This is a genomic window from Paenibacillus sp. GCM10027626, from assembly GCF_042676285.1.
Lineage (GTDB): Bacteria > Bacillota > Bacilli > Paenibacillales > Paenibacillaceae > Paenibacillus_Z.
In genome coordinates this window covers 43,461-65,586 of sequence record NZ_JBHTHC010000003.1, presented here as the reverse complement: position 1 = coordinate 65,586, position 22,126 = coordinate 43,461, and the positions used below count along the sequence as shown (strand labels likewise).

At 50.0% G+C, this 22,126-nt stretch carries 15 protein-coding genes and 1 pseudogene; 13 read left to right on the top strand and 3 right to left on the bottom strand.

The features are described from left to right. Positions 1-401: 401 nt before the first annotated feature. The gene (locus tag ACFQ0N_RS07370) at positions 402-3,494 is read right to left on the bottom strand and encodes a hybrid sensor histidine kinase/response regulator (RefSeq protein ID WP_379324421.1); all 3,093 of its coding nucleotides are present in this window, start codon (positions 3,492-3,494) and stop codon (positions 402-404) included. 214 nt (positions 3,495-3,708) lie between these two features. On the opposite strand from ACFQ0N_RS07370, the gene ACFQ0N_RS07365 reads away from it, so the two are divergent. The 10 genes from ACFQ0N_RS07365 (at position 3,709) to ACFQ0N_RS07320 (ending at position 19,281) form a co-directional block, all read left to right on the top strand. Continuing rightward, on the top strand, positions 3,709-6,360 hold the full coding sequence (locus tag ACFQ0N_RS07365) for a glycosylhydrolase-like jelly roll fold domain-containing protein (RefSeq protein WP_379324419.1): 2,652 nt from the start codon (positions 3,709-3,711) through the stop codon (positions 6,358-6,360). Next, positions 6,350-7,552 (top strand): L-rhamnose isomerase, encoded by a 1,203-nt coding sequence (rhaI, locus tag ACFQ0N_RS07360; protein WP_379324417.1) that lies wholly within the window; start codon positions 6,350-6,352, stop codon positions 7,550-7,552. Before ACFQ0N_RS07365 ends, rhaI begins: the two co-directional genes overlap by 11 nt. A gap of 149 nt (positions 7,553-7,701) precedes the next feature. Continuing rightward, positions 7,702-9,273 (top strand): ABC transporter substrate-binding protein, encoded by a 1,572-nt coding sequence (locus tag ACFQ0N_RS07355; protein WP_379324415.1) that lies wholly within the window; start codon positions 7,702-7,704, stop codon positions 9,271-9,273. A 116-nt stretch (positions 9,274-9,389) separates the two neighbouring features. Next, the gene (locus tag ACFQ0N_RS07350; RefSeq protein WP_379324413.1) at positions 9,390-11,114 is read left to right on the top strand and encodes a sensor histidine kinase; all 1,725 of its coding nucleotides are present in this window, start codon (positions 9,390-9,392) and stop codon (positions 11,112-11,114) included. Between the two features lie 165 nt (positions 11,115-11,279). Beyond that, positions 11,280-12,212 (top strand): ABC transporter permease, encoded by a 933-nt coding sequence (locus ACFQ0N_RS07345; protein WP_379325369.1) that lies wholly within the window; start codon positions 11,280-11,282, stop codon positions 12,210-12,212. Between the two features lie 14 nt (positions 12,213-12,226). After that, on the top strand, positions 12,227-13,114 hold the full coding sequence (locus tag ACFQ0N_RS07340) for a carbohydrate ABC transporter permease (protein WP_379324411.1): 888 nt from the start codon (positions 12,227-12,229) through the stop codon (positions 13,112-13,114). Positions 13,115-13,147: 33 nt separating this feature from the next. Then, the gene (locus ACFQ0N_RS07335; RefSeq protein WP_379324409.1) at positions 13,148-14,713 is read left to right on the top strand and encodes a response regulator; all 1,566 of its coding nucleotides are present in this window, start codon (positions 13,148-13,150) and stop codon (positions 14,711-14,713) included. A 57-nt stretch (positions 14,714-14,770) separates the two neighbouring features. Continuing rightward, the gene (locus ACFQ0N_RS07330) at positions 14,771-15,316 is read left to right on the top strand and encodes a DUF5597 domain-containing protein (protein WP_379324407.1); all 546 of its coding nucleotides are present in this window, start codon (positions 14,771-14,773) and stop codon (positions 15,314-15,316) included. A 34-nt stretch (positions 15,317-15,350) separates the two neighbouring features. Next, positions 15,351-17,483: a beta-glucosidase family protein gene (locus ACFQ0N_RS07325; protein ID WP_379324405.1), complete on the top strand. Its 2,133-nt coding sequence runs from the start codon at positions 15,351-15,353 to the stop codon at positions 17,481-17,483. 13 nt (positions 17,484-17,496) lie between these two features. Beyond that, entirely contained in the window at positions 17,497-19,281 is a 1,785-nt protein-coding gene (locus ACFQ0N_RS07320) for a family 43 glycosylhydrolase (protein ID WP_379324403.1), read from the top strand. Between the two features lie 118 nt (positions 19,282-19,399). On the opposite strand, the pseudogene ACFQ0N_RS07315 reads toward ACFQ0N_RS07320, so the two are convergent. Further along, a pseudogene (locus tag ACFQ0N_RS07315) lies at positions 19,400-19,783 on the bottom strand (MDR/zinc-dependent alcohol dehydrogenase-like family protein); the annotation flags it as partial. A gap of 31 nt (positions 19,784-19,814) precedes the next feature. On the opposite strand from ACFQ0N_RS07315, the gene ACFQ0N_RS07310 reads away from it, so the two are divergent. Then, a complete protein-coding gene (locus tag ACFQ0N_RS07310) occupies positions 19,815-20,042 on the top strand; it encodes an ABC transporter permease family protein (protein WP_379324401.1) in 228 nt (75 codons plus the stop codon). Between the two features lie 307 nt (positions 20,043-20,349). Here ACFQ0N_RS07310 and ACFQ0N_RS07305 read toward each other — a convergent pair whose 3' ends face one another. Continuing rightward, entirely contained in the window at positions 20,350-20,736 is a 387-nt protein-coding gene (locus tag ACFQ0N_RS07305) for a hypothetical protein (protein WP_379324399.1), read from the bottom strand. 582 nt (positions 20,737-21,318) lie between these two features. Between ACFQ0N_RS07305 and ACFQ0N_RS07300 the strand changes: the two genes are divergently transcribed. Beyond that, the gene (locus ACFQ0N_RS07300) at positions 21,319-21,672 is read left to right on the top strand and encodes an ArsR/SmtB family transcription factor (RefSeq protein WP_379324397.1); all 354 of its coding nucleotides are present in this window, start codon (positions 21,319-21,321) and stop codon (positions 21,670-21,672) included. Further along, a complete protein-coding gene (locus ACFQ0N_RS07295) occupies positions 21,669-22,091 on the top strand; it encodes an SRPBCC family protein (RefSeq protein WP_379324395.1) in 423 nt (140 codons plus the stop codon). Before ACFQ0N_RS07300 ends, ACFQ0N_RS07295 begins: the two co-directional genes overlap by 4 nt. The last annotated feature ends 35 nt before the right edge of the window (positions 22,092-22,126 follow it).

Genomic DNA, 22,126 nt, shown 5'->3' with positions numbered 1-22,126 from the left:
AACCATTGCCGACTTTCAAAGTCCTCGATGGTTGTTTTTTCTTGTACGAATAGCTCTGACTGGATATCGGTTAAGGGGCAAAACAAAAGACACCCAAGCGGATGCCTTTAGATTTCGTTCTATAAATGATACGGTGGCTGTGGTCAGATACATTCTTAACTATGCAGTACCTGCAGGCAAGAACCCTGGATTCCCGGGTTCACATAACGAGAATCCATTCCAGTATTTATGCGGTTTTTAAGGATATCTCAAGCCTCAAGTTTCGAATCTGACTTGTATCAATATCAGACATTACTTATGAGGCGATTTTTGTGTGATTCCTCGTTACGTATCTTCGGGAATCCAGGAAGAACGTGGCTGCCCCAAGGAGTTTGCTGAACAAACCCGAGGTTGTCCAAGAGCTACTTCAATATCTGGAACGAAACGATTGTTCCTTCGTTAAGTCTGCTCTCAATACGCAGCCCTTGTCCGTAAAGCTGCTTCAGCCGCTGGTCGGTATTGATCAGCCCGATCCCCTGCTGCAGCTTCGCGGAACTGCGAATCAGAATGTGCCGGATGGTCGTTTCGTCCATTCCCACGCCATCATCCTCGATGTAAACCTCCGCTCTATCCTCATATTCGGCAATCCGGATTAGGATGGTGCCTCCGCGAGCTCGTTTCAAAATCCCGTGCCTTGCCGCGTTCTCAACCAGTGGCTGAATGGATAGAGGTGGTACAAGCATCTCCAAGGAAGCCTTTACGTCCCACTGCACCTCGAGGCGTTCATCAAACCGTTCCTTCTCAATCGACAAATAGGCTTGGACTAGCTCCAACTCGCTACTCAAGGTCACGAGCTTGTCCGAGTTCTTGAAGTCGAAGCTGGCGTGCAAATATAAGCTGAATGCATCTGCAAGCTTGCGCATACGGAGCGTATCGATCCCGCTGAGCGCGATGATGGCGTTGAGTGTGTTGAAGAAAAAATGAGGCTTGATTTGCGCTTGCAGCCACGCTGCCTCCATGTACATTCGATCGCGGACAGCCAGCGTCAGATCGGTAAGTGCTCGAATTCTCGATTTTAGCTCCAGCGTGTTCGTGGGCTTAATAATGTAGTCGTTGGCCCCTGCGAGAAAGCCGGAATGAATATCTTCCGGCTGACTGCGGGCTGTAAGCAGCAGCACGGGGAGCTCAGCTAGCGAATAGCGCTGTCGGACTCGCTGGGTCAGCTCGTAGCCGGACATTCCGGGCATCATGACGTCGATGATCATAATGTCCCACTTGACCGTATCCAATAGCGAAATAGCTTCGTTTCCGCTTATTGCTGTGCCGATAATATATGGCTCGGAAGCCAGTGCATGAGTCAACACCCGCAAGTTGACCGGATCGTCGTCCACAACCAGTATACGAATTTTGTCGATGGCCGGAGACGGCGGCTCGCTGACTGCCGGCAATTCGGTAATTTCTGTCGCCTCGGAGGCTGCGGCAATTGTGTCCACTGCGTGCGCGGGCAATGGTGCGACATCTGGCGGAGGATCATCCCTCCTCGTTGTGTCTGCCGTCATCGCAAGCGGCAGCGTAAAGATGAAGATCGATCCGTGATTGGGAACGGATTCGACAGAAATGGTACCTCCCTGGAGCTCGACGAGCTGCTTGCAGACGCTCAGTCCAAGCCCGATGCCGCCGCCTAACGAAGTTACGCTCGAATCGGCTTGCTCGTAGGGGAGAAAGATTCTTTGTATCGTCGCTTTGTCAATCCCGACACCCGTATCACAGACGGTTATGCGCGCATATCCATTCAGTACAGTGGCGTGGAGTTCGATACGGCCGCGCATCGTAAATTTGACCGCGTTATGCAGAAGGTTGAATAAAATTTGTGTCAGCCGATTCTCGTCCGCCTGCACCCGAGGGAACGATTCCGGGATTTCGTTAATGATTCGGATTGGCTTGCCTTCCGACATGAAGCCCAGCATGTCGATGACGCCGGACGCCACCGCCTGTATGCGGATGGGAGCAGGGTGAATGTGAATGGAATTCTCCTTGAGCCGGCTGATGTCGAGCAGATCGTTAAGCAGAAACGACATACTTCGGCCGACGGAAATAAGCAAACGCAAGCTTTCCTGATGTCTGCTCTCTTTCCGGGCGGCTTCATCGTCGAGCACCGCTTGGGCAATGTTAAGCATGCCGTGAAGCGGGTTGCGAAGCTCGTGGGACGTATGGGCAAGAAAATCGTCCTTACGCTTGTCGGCCTTCCGCAGCTTCTCGGTGAGGAGCCTCAACGCTGTCGTGGAGTTGATATGGCGTTTGAACCAATATGAGGCTATAGCCAGCACGGCGAATATAAGGTCAAACGGATAATAGCTGATTTCGGGAAAGTAAAATGTGTTAACGATGCCCCATATCGCGTTGATGGCAATCGTTATTCCTCCGATCAGCAGGAACATCGCATCCCGGTTGCCTTGTTTGGCTGAGCGAAACGTCAAGGTTGGAACGGCCACAATCGTGAACAGGTATAAAGGAATGTTGAAATAACCCAATTTCAACAGCGGTTGCAAAGGCAGAAACAAGACAATGCCGGCATAAAGCAAGCAGATATAATTGAACCAGCGGTAACGGCTGGATGATGTGCGTTCCACCGTAAGCAGCATTGCATTTTTGAACAAAAAATAGATGATGCCAAGATAGGATAGATGGAACAGCCGGCTTATCCAATCATAGTTTATCGGCAGCCAGATTTGCAGCAGTCGCTCATCATCGATAAGAATCGAGATAATGGTGCTGACGATCAGCAGAAAGAAGCTTAATAGTCCAGGAATCCGACCGCCAATGAACAGGAGCAGGCAAGCATAGAAGGCGTGTATCAATAGGACGGCGCAAACGAGCAGCTGCATGCTGCGAGAGAACCATATTTTCTTTTCAATCGCATGTTGAGTGCCGATCAGGACGGGAGAAGTGAGGCCTCCCTTGAAATAGTCGTAATAATTGGCAACTTGGATGACAACTTCTATGGTTTCTCCCTCGGGATAGAAATTGGCATAATAAGGCACTTTGCGCGCTGTGAAAGAATCGATGTCCTTCCCCGGAGTTCCGGAATAGGCCAGCAATTGTCCATTGATATACAGCTCGGAAGCGGTGGGAATGGGCGGCACCCGAATGCCGAGCAGCTGCTTCTCGTTTGCGTGAATGTGAATGAGAAGTCGGTATGAGCCGTAGCCGATCGGCGAATGCCCTGCCGGATTTAACGTCTGTCCCCAGTTGCTTGGCACGTGAATATAATCAGGATTTGGCGGCGTTGGAAGCTTTCCGTAATCCTTCATATAGAATGCATGCGTGTAAAACTCCCACTCCCCATTCAAAGGAATCGCCTGGTTCGACGAGTAGTCCCAGGTGGTGAGATCAATGGTACCTTGAGTGGCATTGGGATGGGGCGGTGGAAATTTCCATGTGACCCATATAAGACGGATACTAGTTATAATCAGCAGGTATATGCCGAGAATGAGTAAGATTTGTTTTGTTTTCATAGATTATCATATTCGACAATTAATGATCATTTCCTTTTCAAGGGATGGCGTCGTCTATGGATATACCTGCCTCGGGCTTCCCATGTCTGAAAATCGAAAGCGCAATGTCGTGTTGGTGAAAGTAAGAGGAACCGGTTTTCGATATGATGAACTTATATTTACTTGGAGGGTTCATTCAGGGGAACCTTCCCTAATAGGGGGCTGAAACTGCGATATGAGACGATTACAAGAGGTTCTTAAAGGACAGGAAGGCAACTATATCCTGCCCCTCTTTTGGCAACGCGGGGAGGAGGAAGGGATACTTCGTGAGGAAATACAGCGGATCCATGAGTCCGGAATACGGGCCGTAATCGCCGAGGCAAGACCTCATCCGGATTTTCTGGGGCCAAAGTGGTGGCGGGACATGGACGTCATTATGGAGGAAGCACGCAAGCGCGGGATGCAGGTATGGGTGCTGGACGACGACCATTTTCCTACGGGCAGGGCGGCAGGCAGACTGAAGGACGCACCGAAAGAGTTGCGTCGTTCATTCCTGTCCGAGAGGCATATCGATGCGCTGGGTCCAGCTCCGCACGCATCGTTTATTATCGATCGACCGTATGTGCCCTTCTTTGCCGAGAGCGGAGGGGGAGCTCTGATTGCCGTCGTCGCAAGCAAGCGGGATCCGATATCCGGTGAATTGACAGGTGAATCGATAGATTTATCAGCAATCGTAAAAGACGGAATATTACACTGGAGCGTGCCGGAGGGGTACTGGCGAATTTTCATTATGACCATATCCGATAAAGGAGGCAGCAAAAATCATGAGGATTATCTGAATCCGCTCGCAGCCGAATCAACCCGTGTGCTGATCGACACGGTCCACGAAGCATTCTATGAGCGGTACCGGGACGATTTCGGTAAGACGTTCGCCGGGTTTTTCTCCGACGAACCCGCGTTCTATAATGACAGCAATCAATACAACTACGAATCCGCTCCTGGGAAGAAAGACGTGGCGATGCCTTGGAGTAAAGACGTTCCTGAACGACTGAAAGAGGTAATCGGAGAAGACTATCTCAAGCAGCTCCCGCTATTATGGCATGATCAGGGAGTGAATCCGCCTCCAATCCGTTACCACTACATGAATATTGTCAGCAGTCTCTATGGGGAGAACTTTACCTCGCAGATCGGAGATTGGTGCCGCGAACACGGCGTTGAATACATTGGACATGTGATCGAAGATAACAACGCACATACCAGGCTTGGCGCGGGAAGTGGACATTTTTTTCGCGCGCTCTGGGGACAGGATATGTCCGGCGTTGACGTGGTCCTTTGGCAGCTCGCCCCCGGCTTCGATGAGATTCCGTTTAAGTGGTTCTTCGGTGAAGCAGACAGCGAGTTTTACAACTATGGTCTGGGAAAAATGGGTTCTTCTCTTGCACATCTCGATCCCAAAAAGAAAGGTCGTACGATGGCGGAGGTGTTCGGCGCATACGGTTGGGCAGAGGGTCTGAAGTTGATGAAATGGCTCACCGATCATATGCTTGTACGCGGCGTCAATCATTTCATACCGCATTCCTTCTCCGCCAAGGCGTTTCCCGACCCGGATTGTCCGCCGCATCTCTACGCCAGAGGGAAAAATCCGCAATTTCGATATTACCGCTATTTGAATCATTATACGAATCGTTTGAGCCACCTGCTTTCAGGCGGAACGCATATCGCTTCGGCGGCCGTATTGTACCACGCGGAGGCTGAATGGTCCGGTAAGGCGATGTATTTCCATAAACCGGTCAAGGAGCTGTTAAAAAGACAGATCGATTGCGATGTGCTGCCAGTCGATGCGATCCTGGATTCCGTAACGCTTGAAGGGAAGAAGCTGAAGTCACGTGACGAGACGTTCGATTGTTTCATTATCCCGTACAGCGAAGCGCTTCCGGCAAAATGCCTGGCGAGAATTGGAGAACTAGCGGAGCTCGGTTTGCCGGTAATCTTCATCGATGCGCTACCTGTGCGTGCCAGTGAGGGAGAAGATGGCTCCGAGTTTTTGAAACGACTGACGGTATGCCGGAACGTCTCCATCGTTCCACTTGCTGAGGTTGCCGAACATCTAGCCTCGCGTGGATTTTATGAGTTGAAGACGGACGGCGAATATCCATATTTGCGTCATTATCATATACGGCATGAGGACGCTGACGTCTATTTCTTCTTTAATGAACATCCGCAGCTTCCAATCGAAACAAATGTTGAACTGCCCGCATCCGGCCATATATGTCTGTACGATGCTTACAATAACCGAGTAACCCGCGTTATTGAAGTTGTTGATGGGGAGGATGCACGGGTCCCGTTGCGCCTGGCGCCTTTCGAGACGGTTGTTGTGGTAGCCGGAGAACTATTCAAGGATCTGACTGTGCAGGACGAGGCAGTAATCGAGCGTGAGCAGCTGGAAGTATCCGCCGCCTGGTCGCTATCAATCGTATCCTCCGAGCAGTACCCGCGCTTCGAAACGTACGGCAAGCTGGAACGGCTGGTGGATCTGAGCCGTCAGGAATACCTGCCGAGATACACGGGTACGTTCCGCTATGAGACAACGGTGGAATGGAATAATGCGTTGCCGAAGAATATGTGGTTGGACTTGGGAGAAGCCTACGAGACCGCGGAAGTGCTGGTAAACGGTCGTTCTGCCGGCGTAAGAATTAGCCCCCCTTATCGATTCGATATCTCGGGGCTGCTGGAGCAAGGCGCAAACATTTTGGCGGTTGAAGTCACGAATACGCTGATCAAGGAACATCGAGATATGTTTTCGCTGGTTGCCCAGCAAGAGCCAAGCGGTTTGTTGGGACCGGTACGGTTGCTCTACGGGGGGGAGAATGCTTATAATGAGCGATAAAGCGTATGCTTTGTTCGAAGAAAGGCAGCAGGCGAGAGGGATAGATCTGAATGTCGTAAGGACGAGGCTTAAAATGCTGAAGATCGAGCTCCCGTCGTGGGGCTTTGGGGATTCCGGAACCCGGTTCAAGGTATTTCGGAACAAGCAGTCGGCGAATACGCCGTACGAGAAGCTGGAAGACGCCGCGGAGGTTCACAGGTTAACCGGACTGTGCCCATCCGCAGCTCTTAATATTCCTTGGGACAAGACGGATAGCTACGAGAGGCTGCGTCTGCATGCGGAAAGTCTGGGCATCGGGATCGGAGCGATTAATCCGAACCTCTTCCAGGAAGATGAATATATGCTCGGCAGCGTGACGAACGCGGATGCCGCAATTCGCAGAAAAGCGACCGATCATCTTCTGGAATGCGTGGAGATCGCCAAGCTTACAGGCTCGCGGGACATCAGCCTTTGGTTTGCCGACGGCACCAATTATCCCGGACAAGGGGACATTCGCGCCCGCAAAGCGTGGATGCTCGAAGCGTTGACGGAAACGTACAAGGCGCTGACGCCGGAGATGCGGATGCTGATCGAATACAAATTTTTCGAACCTGGCTTCTATCATACAGATTTGGCTGACTGGGGCATGGCTTTTAATCTCGCAAACAAGCTTGGGCTACAGGCCGAAGTGCTAGTGGACACCGGTCATCATGCGCAAGGGACGAACGTGGAGCACATTGTCGCGTATTTGATCGATGAATGCCGACTCGGAGGCTTCCACCTCAACAACAGAAAATATGCCGACGACGATCTGATCGTCGGCGCGATTAATCCTTACGAGTTGTTTCTAATTTTCTATCAAATTATCGACGCGTCGCGAGATGCTGATCCGGCTATTCGGGAGACGGTCGACAATATCGCCTACATGCTCGATCAATCGCACAGCATCGAGCCGAAAATGGAAGCGGCAATCCGCTCCGTTTTGAATGTGCAAACGCAATATGCGAAGGCGCTGCTTATTAATCTCGATGAAGTAAGGGACGCGCAGCGTCGGCAGGATGTGCTTGGCGCAGAGGCGGCGGTGCGAAGCGCATTCGAGTTCGATGTGGCGCCGCTACTGGAATCGCTGAGAGAAGAGCAGGGGCTAGCCAAGGATCCGATGGAGGCTTATAAGCACGGAAGCTATGCGAAACGGGTAGCGTCCCGGGGGTAATCGTCTGTTCCAACGCCAAGAGGTCTAAAATTCAAAAACAAAACATCGGGTTTTCAAAAGACTTTACTTTCGATTTCCTATAAGATTTAATCAGAGCGATGCCGATGCATGGTGTCGCCGACTTTCGGAACAAGTACAGGGGGGTACCGATGAAACGGCAAAATTGGCTTATCGTATGGGTATTGTCACTGGCCCTGGTAGTAACGGCTTGCACATCGGGCAATTCAGGTTCTGATGCGGGTTCGAGTAACAACGCGGGGGGCAAGCAGGCAAACGCAGGAAATAACGTCGCGCAAGGCGGATCTGAGAGCAAGCCACCTGTCCAGGAGTTGGAACCGTATGAACTAGTTGTGGAATTTCCATTGTATACCGAACAGAAAGATATGCAAATGGTGGAAAATGCATTAAATGAAATTACCAAGAAAAAAATAAATGCGACGGTCAAGTTAAGATCCGACAATCTGGGTGCATATAAGCAAAAGATGCCCTTGCTGCTGTCAGGCGGCGACAAAGTTGATTTGCTGTTTACCGGTCTTGGCCTCTACAATGCGCAAGTGGCCAAAGGGCAGCTATACCCGATGAATGAACTGCTGGAGAAACACGGACAAGGGATTGTAGAGGTGCTGAATGATCAGAGTCCCGAGTATTTGGAGGCAACGAAATCAGCGGGTGAAATCTATGGCGTTCCGAGTATTCGCGATCTGGCTTCGGACTACGGCTTCATCATGCGCAAGGATCTTGCAGACAAGCACGGAATCGATGTATCGAAGATCAAAACGTTCGATGATCTGGAAAATGTGCTCCAGATATTGAAAGAGAAAGAACCGGAAATGACATTGGCGAGAACCGTGGGGACCACGATCGGGTTATACTTTGAAATGGTATGGGACACGATTGGGGATAACCTCGGTGTGGTGATGCTGAATGATGACAATCTTAAAGTTGTGAATGGATTTGAGACGCAGGAATACAAGGATATGGTGACTCGACTTCATCGTTGGTATCAAGCTGGCTATATCGCCAAGGATGCAGCAACGACTTCACAAGCCAGCTCGTTTAACGAAGTGAAGGCAGGAACGGCCTATGGTTATTTAGCACATATGAAGCCAGGATTTGAGGTGCAGGATTCGCGATCGGCAGGATATGAGATGGTTGCAACACGACTGGCGCCTGCCGTTGCCACAACCGGTTATGTGACCAACATTATGTGGGCGATTGCTCATCAGTCAGAAAATCCGGAGAGAGCCATGATGTTTCTGGATATGATGTTTACGGATCCTGAAGTGGTGAATCTGCTTGATTGGGGTATAGAAGGAACCCATTATGCCAAGGTCGAGGGAACAGACAATATCATTGACTTCGCTCCCGGTGTGGATGCGACCTCGATCGGTTACAGCCCGGGTATGGGGTGGATGTTCGGCAACCAGTTGCTTTCATATATTTGGCAAGGAGATGATCCGGAGCTGTGGAGCAAGCTGAGTGAATTCAATCGAACGGCCTTCAAGTCTCCGCTCATGGGATTCAACTATATAGCGGATGGTGTGAAGACCGAGATCGCCGCGGTTACCAATGTGCTGGATCAATATCGTGTTGCTTTTGAAACAGGCACGATCGGTCCCGACAAGCTGCCGGAATTCAATGCAAAGCTGAAGGATGCCGGTCTGGATGTTATTATCGCTGAAAAACAGAAACAAATCGACGAGTGGAAAAGCAAGCATTAACAAGTAGCGAGAGCCTCTATTTGCCGGTCGGCAGACGGAGGCTCTTGCTACTTGCATGTCCCCGCTCGTACTTGCCATAATAGTAAGATATAGTAAGGTAAGAAGGGGGCGGAGACATGCGACGGAATAAAACGATTGTTCATTCGATTCGCTTCAAGCTGATTGTGGGCTTACTGCTCATTGTGCTTCCCATCCTGATCTATTTGACGTACAACAATAAATATTCGATTCAGGTTGTCCGGAATCAGGTGGCGAGCGCCAGTGTCAGCACCGTGACTTTGTATATGAACATTGTTGATAATATCTTGCAAGCGGCAGACAGTTATATTTTACGATTGATTAATGAACAGGATGGCTTTCTGCCGTTGGAGATATCTTCTGCCGAATTGACCGATACCTATGCTTTGCAAAAACTGTGGGTGTTCCAAAAGCTGCGGGAGGATTCGCAGTACTTTACCTCCCATGAATTCATGTTTATTTATTCGACTGTCAATGACGAGCTTCTCTTCGCCCCAAATGTTCGGATTACCGGAAATGACAATTTGCGCGAATTGCAAAATGCGGTGGAAGCCTACGTGCGCACTGACCTTGTGAAAATGGGCAAAGAGCTGAAGTGGATCGACGCCAACATTGGCGAGCGCTCCTTTGTGATGCGTGTGATCAAGTCGGGCCGCTTGTATATCGGTCTTGCGATCGATGTGAACCAATTACTAGGTCCATTGAATTTGTTGAATCTCGGCCAGGGCGGGAAAGCAGTTTTTACGAATGCTTTGCATAAGCCGCTGCAGGAGACCGCTTTTTTTGAAGGTCGGAAGATCGATCTGGCGTTTAATGAAGATGAATACAAGCTGACCGGGGAACAGGAGCAGTATCTGCTCGTCGGCAAATCGTCGACCCTGAGCACGCTTCGCTTGATTGCCTTGATTCCGGATGATGTCATTCTTGAGCAACTGCCCTACCTGCTTCGTATCACCTATGTGCTAGTCGGCATCTACGCGCTGATCGTAGCTGCTGCCTTCTATGCCTTGCGGCGAGTGGTGCTACTGCCAATTCAGCGTATTTTGTTTGCTATGCGAATAGCCAGAGAAGGGATTCTTGAACACCGAATTCCCCGGTATCCCACCTCCAGTGAATTTGAGTCGATGAATGAGTCGTTCAACGGCATGGTCAGCCAGATTCAACAATTGAAAATTGATGTATATGAGGAGCAGTTGGCCAAACAACAGGTTGAGTTCAGGCAGCTGCAATTGCAGATCAATCCGCACTTTTTCCTGAATTCCTTAAACATTGTTTACTATTTGGCGGCGGATAAGAAATTTACCCTGATACAGGAGCTGTCTCTTGCATTGATTCATTATTTTCGATTTGTGTTTCAAAACGGCGCGGATACGGTGGCTTTGCAGGATGAAATTGGACATGTGGGCAATTATGTGCGCATTCAATGCTTTCGTTTTCCCGGAAATCTGACGTATGAGGCCGTCATTCCTGAGACATTGCAGACGGCAGGCGTGCCGCCGCTTATGATTCAGACGTTCGTGGAAAATGCCATTAAGTATGCGATTGATACGGATCGACGGACGCATATCCGGATTGAGGCCAGTACGTTAACCAGAGGTGATATATCCATCGTGATTCAGGATACAGGTCCGGGATTCCCGGAAGACATTCTCGAGTCGCTGCAAGCGGGCGTTCTTATGGCGCCGGACCAAGGAGAACGCATCGGCATCTGGAATGTTCAGCGGCGGCTGGAGTTATTATACAAAGGCAAGGCGCAGGTAAAATTTGAAAATGACAACGGTGCGCGCGTCGAAGTCATTTTGCCAAGAAAAGATACTCCATAGATAACCCCCTTGTCAGAGCTTCCCATGTCTGAAAATCGAAAGCGCAATGTCGTGTTGGTGAAAGTAAGAGGAGCCGGTTTTCGATATAATGAACTCATATTCAAACACCGGAGGGGGAATCCAATTGTGGAACCGACATCAGCACAAGAATTACTGTTGAATACAATGTTAAGGAAAAAACGGTTCGCCGTGTTTCGGAAAATAGTCAAATACAGGGCGCTCTTTCTGATGACGCTGCCCGCTGTGCTTTATTTGCTGATTAATAATTATTTGCCTATGTTCGGTGTGATAATCGCGTTCAAGGATATTAATTTTACGAAGGGAATTCTGGGAAGCGATTGGATTGGACTGAAAAACTTTGAATACTTATTCAAAACCAAGGATGCTTTTATCATTACGCGAAACACCTTGCTGTATAACTTGACCTTTATTGTGCTCAACACTTCGTTAGCCATCGCCTTGGCGATTTTTTTGAATGATATCAAAAACCGCTTTATATCCCGCACGTATCAGAGTCTGATTCTGCTTCCCCATCTGATTTCGATAATCATCGTCGGCTATCTGGTCTTGGCCTTGCTGGATGTCAAGAGCGGCTTTATGAACAAGACGCTGCTTCCGTTGCTCGGTATGGGCGAGGTTTCCTGGTATATGGAGACTGGTCCGTGGCCGTATATCCTAACGATCGTCAATATGTGGAAAGGCGCCGGCTATGCATGCGTGATATACCTAGCGGCCATAATCGGGATTGATCAGGAATATTATGAGGCGGCAACGCTGGACGGCGCAAATCGATGGCAGCAAATCCGGCATATTACGTTACCGATGATTGTGCCGGTTATTACTATTCTGACGCTGCTTATGATCGGTCGCATCTTTTACTCCGATTTCGGCTTGTTCTATCAAGTGCCGCTCAATTCGGGCCCACTGATGCCAGTGACCAATACGATTGATACGTATGTGTACCGCGCGTTAATAAATTTGGGCGATTACGGCATGTCTTCCGCTGCCGGTTTGTATCAGGCGCTTGTCGGATTCATACTGGTCATACTGTCCAATAGCATCGTTCGCAAGGTAAATAAAGACAATGCTTTATTCTAAAGGGAGGGTGAAACATGCAGACCAATAAATTGTATCAGGTGGTTCTCCATATCATCATGACTGTATTCACTCTTTTTTGTATACTGCCGTTCTGGTTGCTAGTCTCCGCTTCTTTGACCGACAATGATACGATCTTGCGTGACGGTTATGCTTTTATTCCCAAGCAGTTTGATCTGTCGGCGTATACGTACTTGCTGGATAATGCCGCGAATATTGTACGCGCTTACGGGATAACGATCTTCATAACCATAATGGGTACAGTGGTGGGGCTTGCTTTCACTGCCCTGATTGCGTATCCGCTATCGCGCAGGGACATGCCTTTCCGCAATACGATTGCTTTCTTCGTGTTTTTTACCATGCTGTTCAATGGCGGTTTGGTTCCAACGTATTTGTTGTATACCGATTTTTTCGAATTGAAGAACACGCTATGGGCGCTTATTATTCCCAATTTGCTCGTGAATGGCTTCTACATCATTATGATGCGTACATTCTTTGCGACGACTATACCGGTGGCGCTTATAGAATCGGCCTATATGGACGGGGCGAAGGAAGGCACGATCTTTGCCAGGATCGTGTTGCCGTTGTCGCTTCCAGTACTTGCCACAGTCGGGTTATTCTATACGATCAATTATTGGAACGACTGGTTTAACGGCCTTATCTTTGTCAGTAACAGCAAGCTGTATAGCCTGCAAAATTTGCTCAACCGAATCTTGCTGGATGTACAATTTCTTCAGTCCAGCAGTCAGTTAAGCGGTCAAATGTCCGATGCGACAAGCCGAATTCCGCTTGAATCGATGCGCATGGCCATGGCTGTGATCGGAATTGTCCCGTTAATTCTGCTGTATCCGTTCTTTCAAAAGTTTTTTGTCAAGGGCTTGACGATCGGAGCGGTGAAAGGATAGCTTATTGGCAACAGTCACAGAGGAGGCATCATTATGTTTCGGATCCTGATTGTAGACGATGAGGCCATTATCGTGAATGGCATCGAGGCAAGCGTGGATTGGCGCAGGCTGGGTGTAGGGGTTGTGGAGACGGCCCTCAATATGCGGCAGGCGAAGGAAGCTTTCGCCAATCGCATCTTCGATGTCATGATTTCTGATATTGAAATGCCGCAAGGCAGCGGATTGGAGCTATTTGCCTGGGTGCGAGCACATTACCCGAAAACCGAATGCATATTTCTGACTTGTCACGCCGAATTCATCTATGCGAAGCAAGCGATTCAGCTAGGCGGCTATGATTACCTACTGAAGCCGGTTCCGACGGAGGAGCTGGAGAGAACCGTGTTGAATGTGCTGTCCAAGATCCGCAAGGAACGGGATGATGAAGCCAAGTTAGTGGAGCGATTCTGGCTTGCTGTATTGCATCAGGAAGAACCCGCTCGGCCCGATTCCATTCTGAAGCAGGCAGAGAATTATGGGCTTACCTACTCGCCAGCCAGTCGTTTACTGCCCGTATTGATTCAACATCATGATTGGAACAGGGAGCTCGACGCCCAGGATGAGAATATTATGTTATATGCCTTGCGAAAAGCCGCGGACGAGTTGGTGACCGATCACTTTGCCGGGGCGTACACGGTTCGAATGGGGGAGGCGGAGCTGATCCTGCTGATTCCCTGCGGAATCAATAGCGATCAGGATGAGGCGGGGCTGCTTCCGAAACTTCGTCATCGTTGCCGCGAGCTGCTCCAGGCTTGCCAGTCCTATTTCTATTGTCAGCTAGCCTGTATGATTGGCAGACCTGCTCTACTGGGCGAGCTGGCATCGATGTACGATAAATTGGGAAGTACGCTTTGCCAACAGGCCAATGCGGCCAATCGCGTGCTGCTGATGGATGAATACGGACAAGCGGGGCGATATGCCCATGTGCCCGATATGAAGCTGTGGGCAGAGCTGTTGCGCAGCCGGGAGGCAGCTCGCCTGCTGGGCGAGATCGGGACTTTGCTGTACCGATGGAAGCAAATGAATGATCTGAATACCGGAACGCTTCGGCAGTTTTATCAGCTTTTCATGCAAATGGTAATGCATACTTTGCAGGAAACCGGATTGAAGGCGGATGAAATCCTGCATGAACACCTGTCACCCGAGCGCGGCTTGAGCGCCACCCGTTCGGTTGCATGGTTGCAGGAGTGGGCGGAAGAAGTGATTGAGAAGGCCGTTGCGAGCATGAAGGCATTGGAGTCGAGTGAATCGATTATCGAGAAGATCAAACGATACATTGAATTGCATCTAGACGAGGAGTTGTCCAGACAATACATTGCCGATTATGTCGGGCTTAATCCGGATTACGTCGTTCGCATCTTCAAGAAGTCAACTGGGGTCTCCATATCGGATTATATCTTGCAGGAGCGGATGGAGCGGGCGAAGGAACTATTGATCAAATCCGATATGTCGATCAGTCAGGTGGCGATCTCGGTCGGATATCCGAACTTTTCGTATTTCTCTACGTTATTTCGCAAATCGACAGCCATGACGCCACAGGATTATCGAAAAATACATGGTTAACACCAAAAGTGATTTATCGGACAGACTTCTACGGCATGATAACAGGGAGGAATCCGTATGGCCATTCCGATGTTAGTGAAGGAAAATGGTATTTTTAATCTGTATGTGGATGATAAACCCTATATTGCGTTAGCAGGTGAATTGCATAATTCCAGCGCTTCCGATCTCGGTTATATGAGCAGCAAAGTTTGGCCGTATTTGCGGGAGCTGCATTTGAATACCGTTATTTTACCCGTCTATTGGGAGTTGATTGAGCCGAGTCGGGATGAATTTGATTTCCGGCTGCTGGACGGGCTAGTGGAGCAGGCGCGGCGAGAGGGCTTTCGCTTGGTGCTGCTGTGGTTTGGCTTATGGAAGAACGCCGGGCTGATTATTGAAGTTACGGAGGATGAATTTATTGTGGCAGGCGTCAGCTTCGAATTCGAATTTCTGTTGAAGCGGGGCGCGCCCGGGAAGCTGGGGATGATCCGGGCTGAGGAAGGGAGCTTCTCCGAGAATCAATGGATACGGGGCAGGGTGCTGAATGGCGACCAAAGCGCATACAACCTGAAAATCGGCCGTAAACCGGCTGCCATGCGGGTTGAGGTATATTGCTATCAATAACGAATCTGGATGATGGAATGGGAGGATGTGTGAGATGGCCATGGATAAGGAAAGCCGACTTCGATATACACAGAAGGCCGAAACGCTGGTTGCGGAAATGACACTGGAGGAAAAAGTGCATCTGATGAGCGGGCAAGTCTCAGCCGAACAGATGCTTCTGGATTTTATCATCGCTCATTACAATCATGTGCCTTATCCGGCAGGCGGTATCGAGAGACTGCAAGTGCCAGCGATGAAATTTGTGGACGGCCCTCGCGGAGTGGTGTCGGGCAGCAGCACCTGCTTCCCGGTGTCGATGGCACGCGGCGCGGCATTCGATCCCGAGCTGGAGCACAGAATCGGCATCGCGATTGCCAGAGAGATCCGGGCGCAAGGCGGCAACTTGTTTGGCGGAGTGTGTGTCAACCTGCCTCGCCATCCGGGGTGGGGCCGCAGTCAGGAAACCTATGGAGAGGACTCTTTTCATTTGGGAGCGATGGGTGCGGCTCTTGTTGCGGGTGTGCAGTCAGAGCAGGTGATTGCCTGCGTGAAGCACTACGCGTTCAACAGCATGGAGAATGCCCGCTTTAAGGTTAATGTCACGGCAGACAAAAGAACGGAACGCGAGGTGTATTTGCCTCACTTCAAAGCGTGTATCGATGCCGGTGCCGCTGCGGTGATGAGCGCCTATAACCTGTATGATGGCGCGTACTGCGGACACAACGATTATTTGTTGAATCAGGTGCTCAGGCAGGAGTGGGGCTTCGACGGTTTCGTCATCAGCGATTTTGTCTGGGGCATCCGCGACACTGTGGAGGCGGTGCACGGCGGCATGGATATCGAGATGTGCGATACGAAGTACTATGGACAACGACTGGTGGATGCCGTCCGCGGCGGCCAGGTGGCCGAGGAGAAGATTGATCAGGCGGCAATTCGTATTGTACGCACCTTGCTGGCATTTACGACGCAGCCGGAACAGGGGGATGGGCCGAAAGCGGTTGCTTCTGCCTCGCATATTGCATTGGCGCTTGAGGCGGCTGAGAAGTCCATGACGTTGATGAAGAATGACCATACCGTATTGCCTTTTTCCAAATCGGCTCGCAAGGTTGCCGTCATCGGCAAGTTGGGCAAGCAGGGGAATATCGGCGACCACGGGTCGAGCAGGGTGCTCCCGCCGTATGTCGTCACCCCGCTGGAAGGCATACAGCGATTGCTTCCTGAAGCTGAGGTATGCTATGACGATGGCACGGATCTGCTAAAGGCCAGTGCGCTGGCCCAAGAATCGGATGTGGTGATCTGCATAGTCGGCTACAACCATAATGATGAAGGGGAATATATCACCGATGTTGGGAGCGAGGAATTCAAAGCAAAGATGGCGGCGCTTGTCCGCAAATATCCCGAAGTGGCGGCGAAGCTGCAAAGCCGTACCCCGATGGAACGCAACGCTACGGGGGGAGACCGAAAATCGCTGGGCCTTCGCGCGGATGAAGCGGCATTATTGCGTGCGCTCGGTTCGTTGAATCCACATACGGCTGTTGTATTGATCGGTGGCAATACGATGATGATAGAAGAGTGGAAGGATTATGTTCCGGCCATCTTGATGGCCTATTACCCTGGAATGGAAGGCGGTACTGCCATCGCCAAAACCTTGTTCGGGGATGTTAATCCCGGAGGCAAGCTGCCCTATGTCACGCCTGTGGATGAGCGACATTTGCCTGCTGTGGATTGGGATGCCGGCGCTATCGAGTATGGGTACTATCATGGCTATACGAAGCTGGAGAAGGAAGGAATAAGCCCGTCTCTGCCGTATGGATTCGGCTTATCCTATACGACATTCCAGTTGGAAGATCCACGTTTTGAGCTCCAAGGCACGGATGTAGTGGCAAGCTGCACGGTGCATAATACCGGTGAGCGGGAAGGCGACGAGGTCGTTCAGCTCTATATTGGATTCAGTCAGTCACAGGTTGACAGGCCGCACAAGTCATTGAAGGGCTTCAAGCGGATCACCCTCAAGCCGGGTGAGCGGCAGCGGATTCAACTGAGCTGCCCGATAGCTAGCCTGCAATGGTACAATCCGCAAACCGACCGGTGGGAGCTGGAGACCATGACGCACGAAGTCTATATTGGCAACAGCAGTGCCCGTGAGAGCTTGCTAACGGGAACGGTTGACCTGAGATCATCTGAATAGGGGGATGCGCAAGATGCTCTATATGTGCAATCCGCTCAATATCGATTACAGATATCAATTCATTGATGAACATGGCAAGCTGGTGGTGAACAGGGAGGCCGCAGACCCTACGCTGGTTTTGTTCAAGGATCGTTATTACATGTTTCTATCCATGACGGGCGGTTTTCTGGTCAGCGATGACCTGGTGGACTGGACATTCCATGCACTCAGGGGCGTGTCGATCTACGACTATGCTCCCGATGCAAGGGTGATGGGAGATGATCTGTACTTGTCCGCCTCTCATCTGTCGCGCATGGGCACCTTCTATCGGACGACCGATCCGATAGAAGGCGAGTTTGAGGAGATGGCAGGCACCTTTCCTTTCTGGGACCCGCATCTGTTCATGGATGATGACGGCAAGGTGTATTTTTACTGGGGATGCTCCAATTACAAGCCGATCTACGGCGTGCAGCTGGATCCGGCGACTATGCAGCCCCTCGGCGAGCCGCAAGCGATGATCAGCGGCAACCCGGAGCGGCATGGCTATGAACGAAATGGTGAGGACCATTTTCCGAGCAAGACGAAGGAGCAGATTGAACAGCAGGTGCAACTGACTGCCAGCAAGCTGCCGAAGGTGACAGAGGAGATCATGAATACGCTGCGGGTGGTGTTAGGCAATGATCCGTTCATCGAGGGTGCCTGGATGAACAAGCATGATGGCGTCTACTATCTGCAATACGCTTCGCCGGGCACCGAGTATAATGTTTATTCCGATGGCGTATATGTATCGGAGCATCCGCTGGGTCCGTTCAAACTTGCGCAAAACAATCCCTACTCCTACAAGCCCGGAGGATTTATGCCGGGAGCCGGACAAGGATCAACGATGAGCGATCGCTTCGGCAACTTGTGGCATGCGTCTACGATGCGGATCTCCGTGAATCAGCAATTTGAGCGACGAGTCGGCTTATGGCCTGCGGGTTTTGACAACGATGGGGAGTTATTCTGCAATCAGCGCTTTGGTGACTGGCCGATGAAGATCGCACAGGAACGGGTGGACCCATGGGCCGATCCCGAGTGGATGCTGCTCTCATATGGCAAGACTGCGAAAGCGTCTTCTTATATCGAGGGTTATGAGCCTGCGAAAGCGACAGACGAGAATGTTTGCACCTGGTGGAGGGCGGCTGATCCGACGCCGGATCAATGGGTGGAAGTGGATCTGCAACAGGAATATGACGTACATGCCATCCAAATCAACTTTGCCGATGACCAACTGTCGGTTGATTTGCCAGAGGGAGTGACATTGCAGCAGTGCGGGCTGTTATCCAGATATATCGATATGCGGCAGCATCATACCCGCTGGATACTGGAAGGCTCGCTGGATGGCCAGAGCTATTTTGTGATCGAGGACAAGCTTGAGGCGATGACGAACCTGCCGCATGATTTGATCGTGCGGGAAGCGGGGTTCCGCGCTCGCTACATCAGATGCACGGTCCGGGAGTTGCCGTATGGGCAGATCCCCTGCGTATCAGGCCTTCGCGTGTTCGGGGCAGGCGATGGGGCGTTGCCCGACCTGACGACAGGAGTTCGTATCGAGCGACTGGGCGAACTTGATCTGCATGTTGCCTGGAATCCGGATCAGGCGGTGGGTCATAATGTATTATGGGGTTATGTGCCGGACAAGCTGTATCACAGCTATATGATATTGGGCAGCAGCCATGCGAAGATCGGGGCGCTGATCAGGGATCATCCGGTATATGTCCGAGTGGATGCTTTCAATGAGCGTGGCATCGTCGAGGGCGAGGTTTATCCGGTTGTCTGAGCAAGGGCAATAAAGCGGTCCGCCACCTTGCGGTATATATCATGTCCGGATAATACGGCAAGAGAGGGCGTCTTTCGAAGACGCCCTCTCTCTATCTTAATTATTTCAAAAATACGGGTTAAAACTGAACTCCCAGCTTGATGCTTAGGTACGGCTCCTTGTCCACATAGATTTCGTACGCCTGATCCGACTCGGCGAATGGAACTACAGGGCAAATAATATCTTCGCAATTGAGCTGTCCTTTCTTCAACATGTCCCAGCAAGTCTCGACGATGCGGTTATAGTTCCAGCGCGGATAGTCCGGATTCGGCTCGCTGCATGACCGGGAAAACACGATTTTGGCATTATTGAAATGAGCCTCGCGTCCCCAATCCATCCCGCCGCGGAACGGACGTGCCCAGCCGACATAAGCGATCGTGCCGCCATAAGCAAGCCCGCGCAACGCATGATTCATCGCCATCTCGTTGGCGCTCGTCTCAATAATGACATCGACTCCAAGCTTGTGGAATTCCTGGTTTGACGGCTTGATCCTCATGAACAAGACCGAGCATTATCCGCTGCAAAGCTACTTGCAGACGCTGGTCATCAGCTTCGATCTGAAAATTATGAACGTCAAGGAAGCAGAACTGCTCTCCCAGATCAACAACCGGATGCTGAAGGCCTCGCAGATTTTCCTCGAGGCTCTCCCGATCATGTTGACTTATCCGTTCCTGCAGAAGTATTTCATGAAAGGGATCGTACTGGGGAGCGTAAAAGGATAAGACCTGAAATTCAGAGGTTTGAACGGTTCCGGCATTGTAAAGAGCCCGCTACTGATTGTTGGGGGTGGGGACAAAGAAAAGTTGCAAATAATAGAAAATTCGGGAATATAGTCAAGTTAAGACCGTCCCCGTTATTCGTCTATAGTATTATTTACAGATTTATACGAAAGAGCCCCTCTCTTACGTATTATTAGGTCAGCCAGAATGATCTGGTTGGCCTTTTTTCTAACTCAACTTTCACAGAGCAATATTGATCATAAACCCTTACTTCGTCTGCCTGGACACTCAATTAAAAAGTACATGGCACCTATTTCGCTTTGTTTAAAACTTTGTCCCGGTACTTCTGGAATCGCTCCCATGATTCCTGAGCTTGATCAGATTGCTTAAAATCAATATAGGCACAGTCAGATGTATCGAGCGCATATGCGTCCAGCGTCTCACAAACCAATTGGATGGTATCCATCACAGTTCCTCCGCCCCTGATATGCAGCATAATGGAATCTACAATCTCCTCATCTCCTGTGTTAAACTCGATCGAGTAACCTTCATCATTCAAGATTCCCCACGATTCATCCCGATAATCCAAATTAGGAATACATTGCGTCAATTTTTCGATGATTCCATCCCGTTTGCCGAGAGGCGCAATATCTGGTTGATTCTCCTCTGGTGCGTCGAAATCATATTTCTCTTTCATGATGAGAACATCCCAGCTTATTAGCATTCACTCCTGCTTTTCCAATTTTATTCAGTGTATCACTGATTTCCTCTGGCTGTAAAGCAGGGTTGAGGACAAGCGTATTGAGGAAGAGGGAAGGGTTTCGAGAACCACAATGTAGCCGTTCCGGTCCAAACGGAATTCAAAGTCCTGCTGTGTTTAGGATGGCCTCAAAACTTGCCGTTATAGATAGCGAGGAGAGCCGTATCACAAGTGACGGCAACGATTTTTGGGGTGAACTCGAATGAGCATTTAAAAGGGTGTTCACCACAGTTTTTCGGTAGAAGGCAAGAATTTTGGTCGTTACGTGCCGCGGCGCCTGTTCGTTTTATTAAGCTAACGGGCAGTTATATTCAACATTTGGGGAGTTGTCTTATCAGTGCGGAACGTTCAAGGAAAGAGGTGTAAAACGTAACTAAGAAATAAGTATTAAACCATTTACTTTATAAAGTAAATGGTTTAATATTGAGTCAACATATAAACTTAAGTCACACCACGAAATCAAAACGAAGCTCACAATCAAGACCGGTAATCAGGAAGGAGGGGAATGGAACAAGCTGTATGCCTAACGATATTTTTTCCGCATTGGCAGATCCAACGCGCCGCCGCATTCTGGAGATGCTTGCCGACAATGAAGAGTTCCCCGCATCTCAGATCCACGATCAATTCGAAGTCAGCCCGCAAGCGATCTCCCAACATTTGAAGATTTTACTTGAGGCGAAATTGATCCTTGTGGAAAAAAGGGCGCAGCAACGCATTTATCGGATCAACACGGCTACAATGGTCGAATTCGAGGATTGGTCCAGGAACATGAGACGTCGATGGAGCCAACGCTTGGATACATTCGAGGCCGTAATGAAATCAGAAATTGCGAAAGCTGCCAAAACCCCAAACGATTCGGAGGAATCCCGATGAACCAAAAATCGAACACGCAAGAACTCGTGATCACTCGAATTTTAGACATCCCTATCGCGTGGGTCTGGAAAGGATGGACGGATCCTAAGCTGGTAGCACTCTGGTGGGGTCCTGCTCACACGATAGTTGAATCATCAACAACCAGGCCGCCGATTACTTCGACGGCCATCTGTGCATGTTATGAAGGCTTGAGCAGAGCCCTTGGATCGGATATAAAAGGTTGGCAAGTAAGCGCCGCGGCAAACTTTTCGCCGAATGACCCAATTAAGCTGAACCGTACCATAAGTGATGGTGAAAAATTTGATGGGGGGAGAGCAAGGGGACTATTCTTGATTTTTCAGTGTCAAGAATATGATCCGATTGCCGATGTGTTTCTTGCCATGTTCATTATAAAAAGTATTGACAAGATCATAAAATAATTATTATAATCTGTGTATAAAAAGAGAGATAGTTT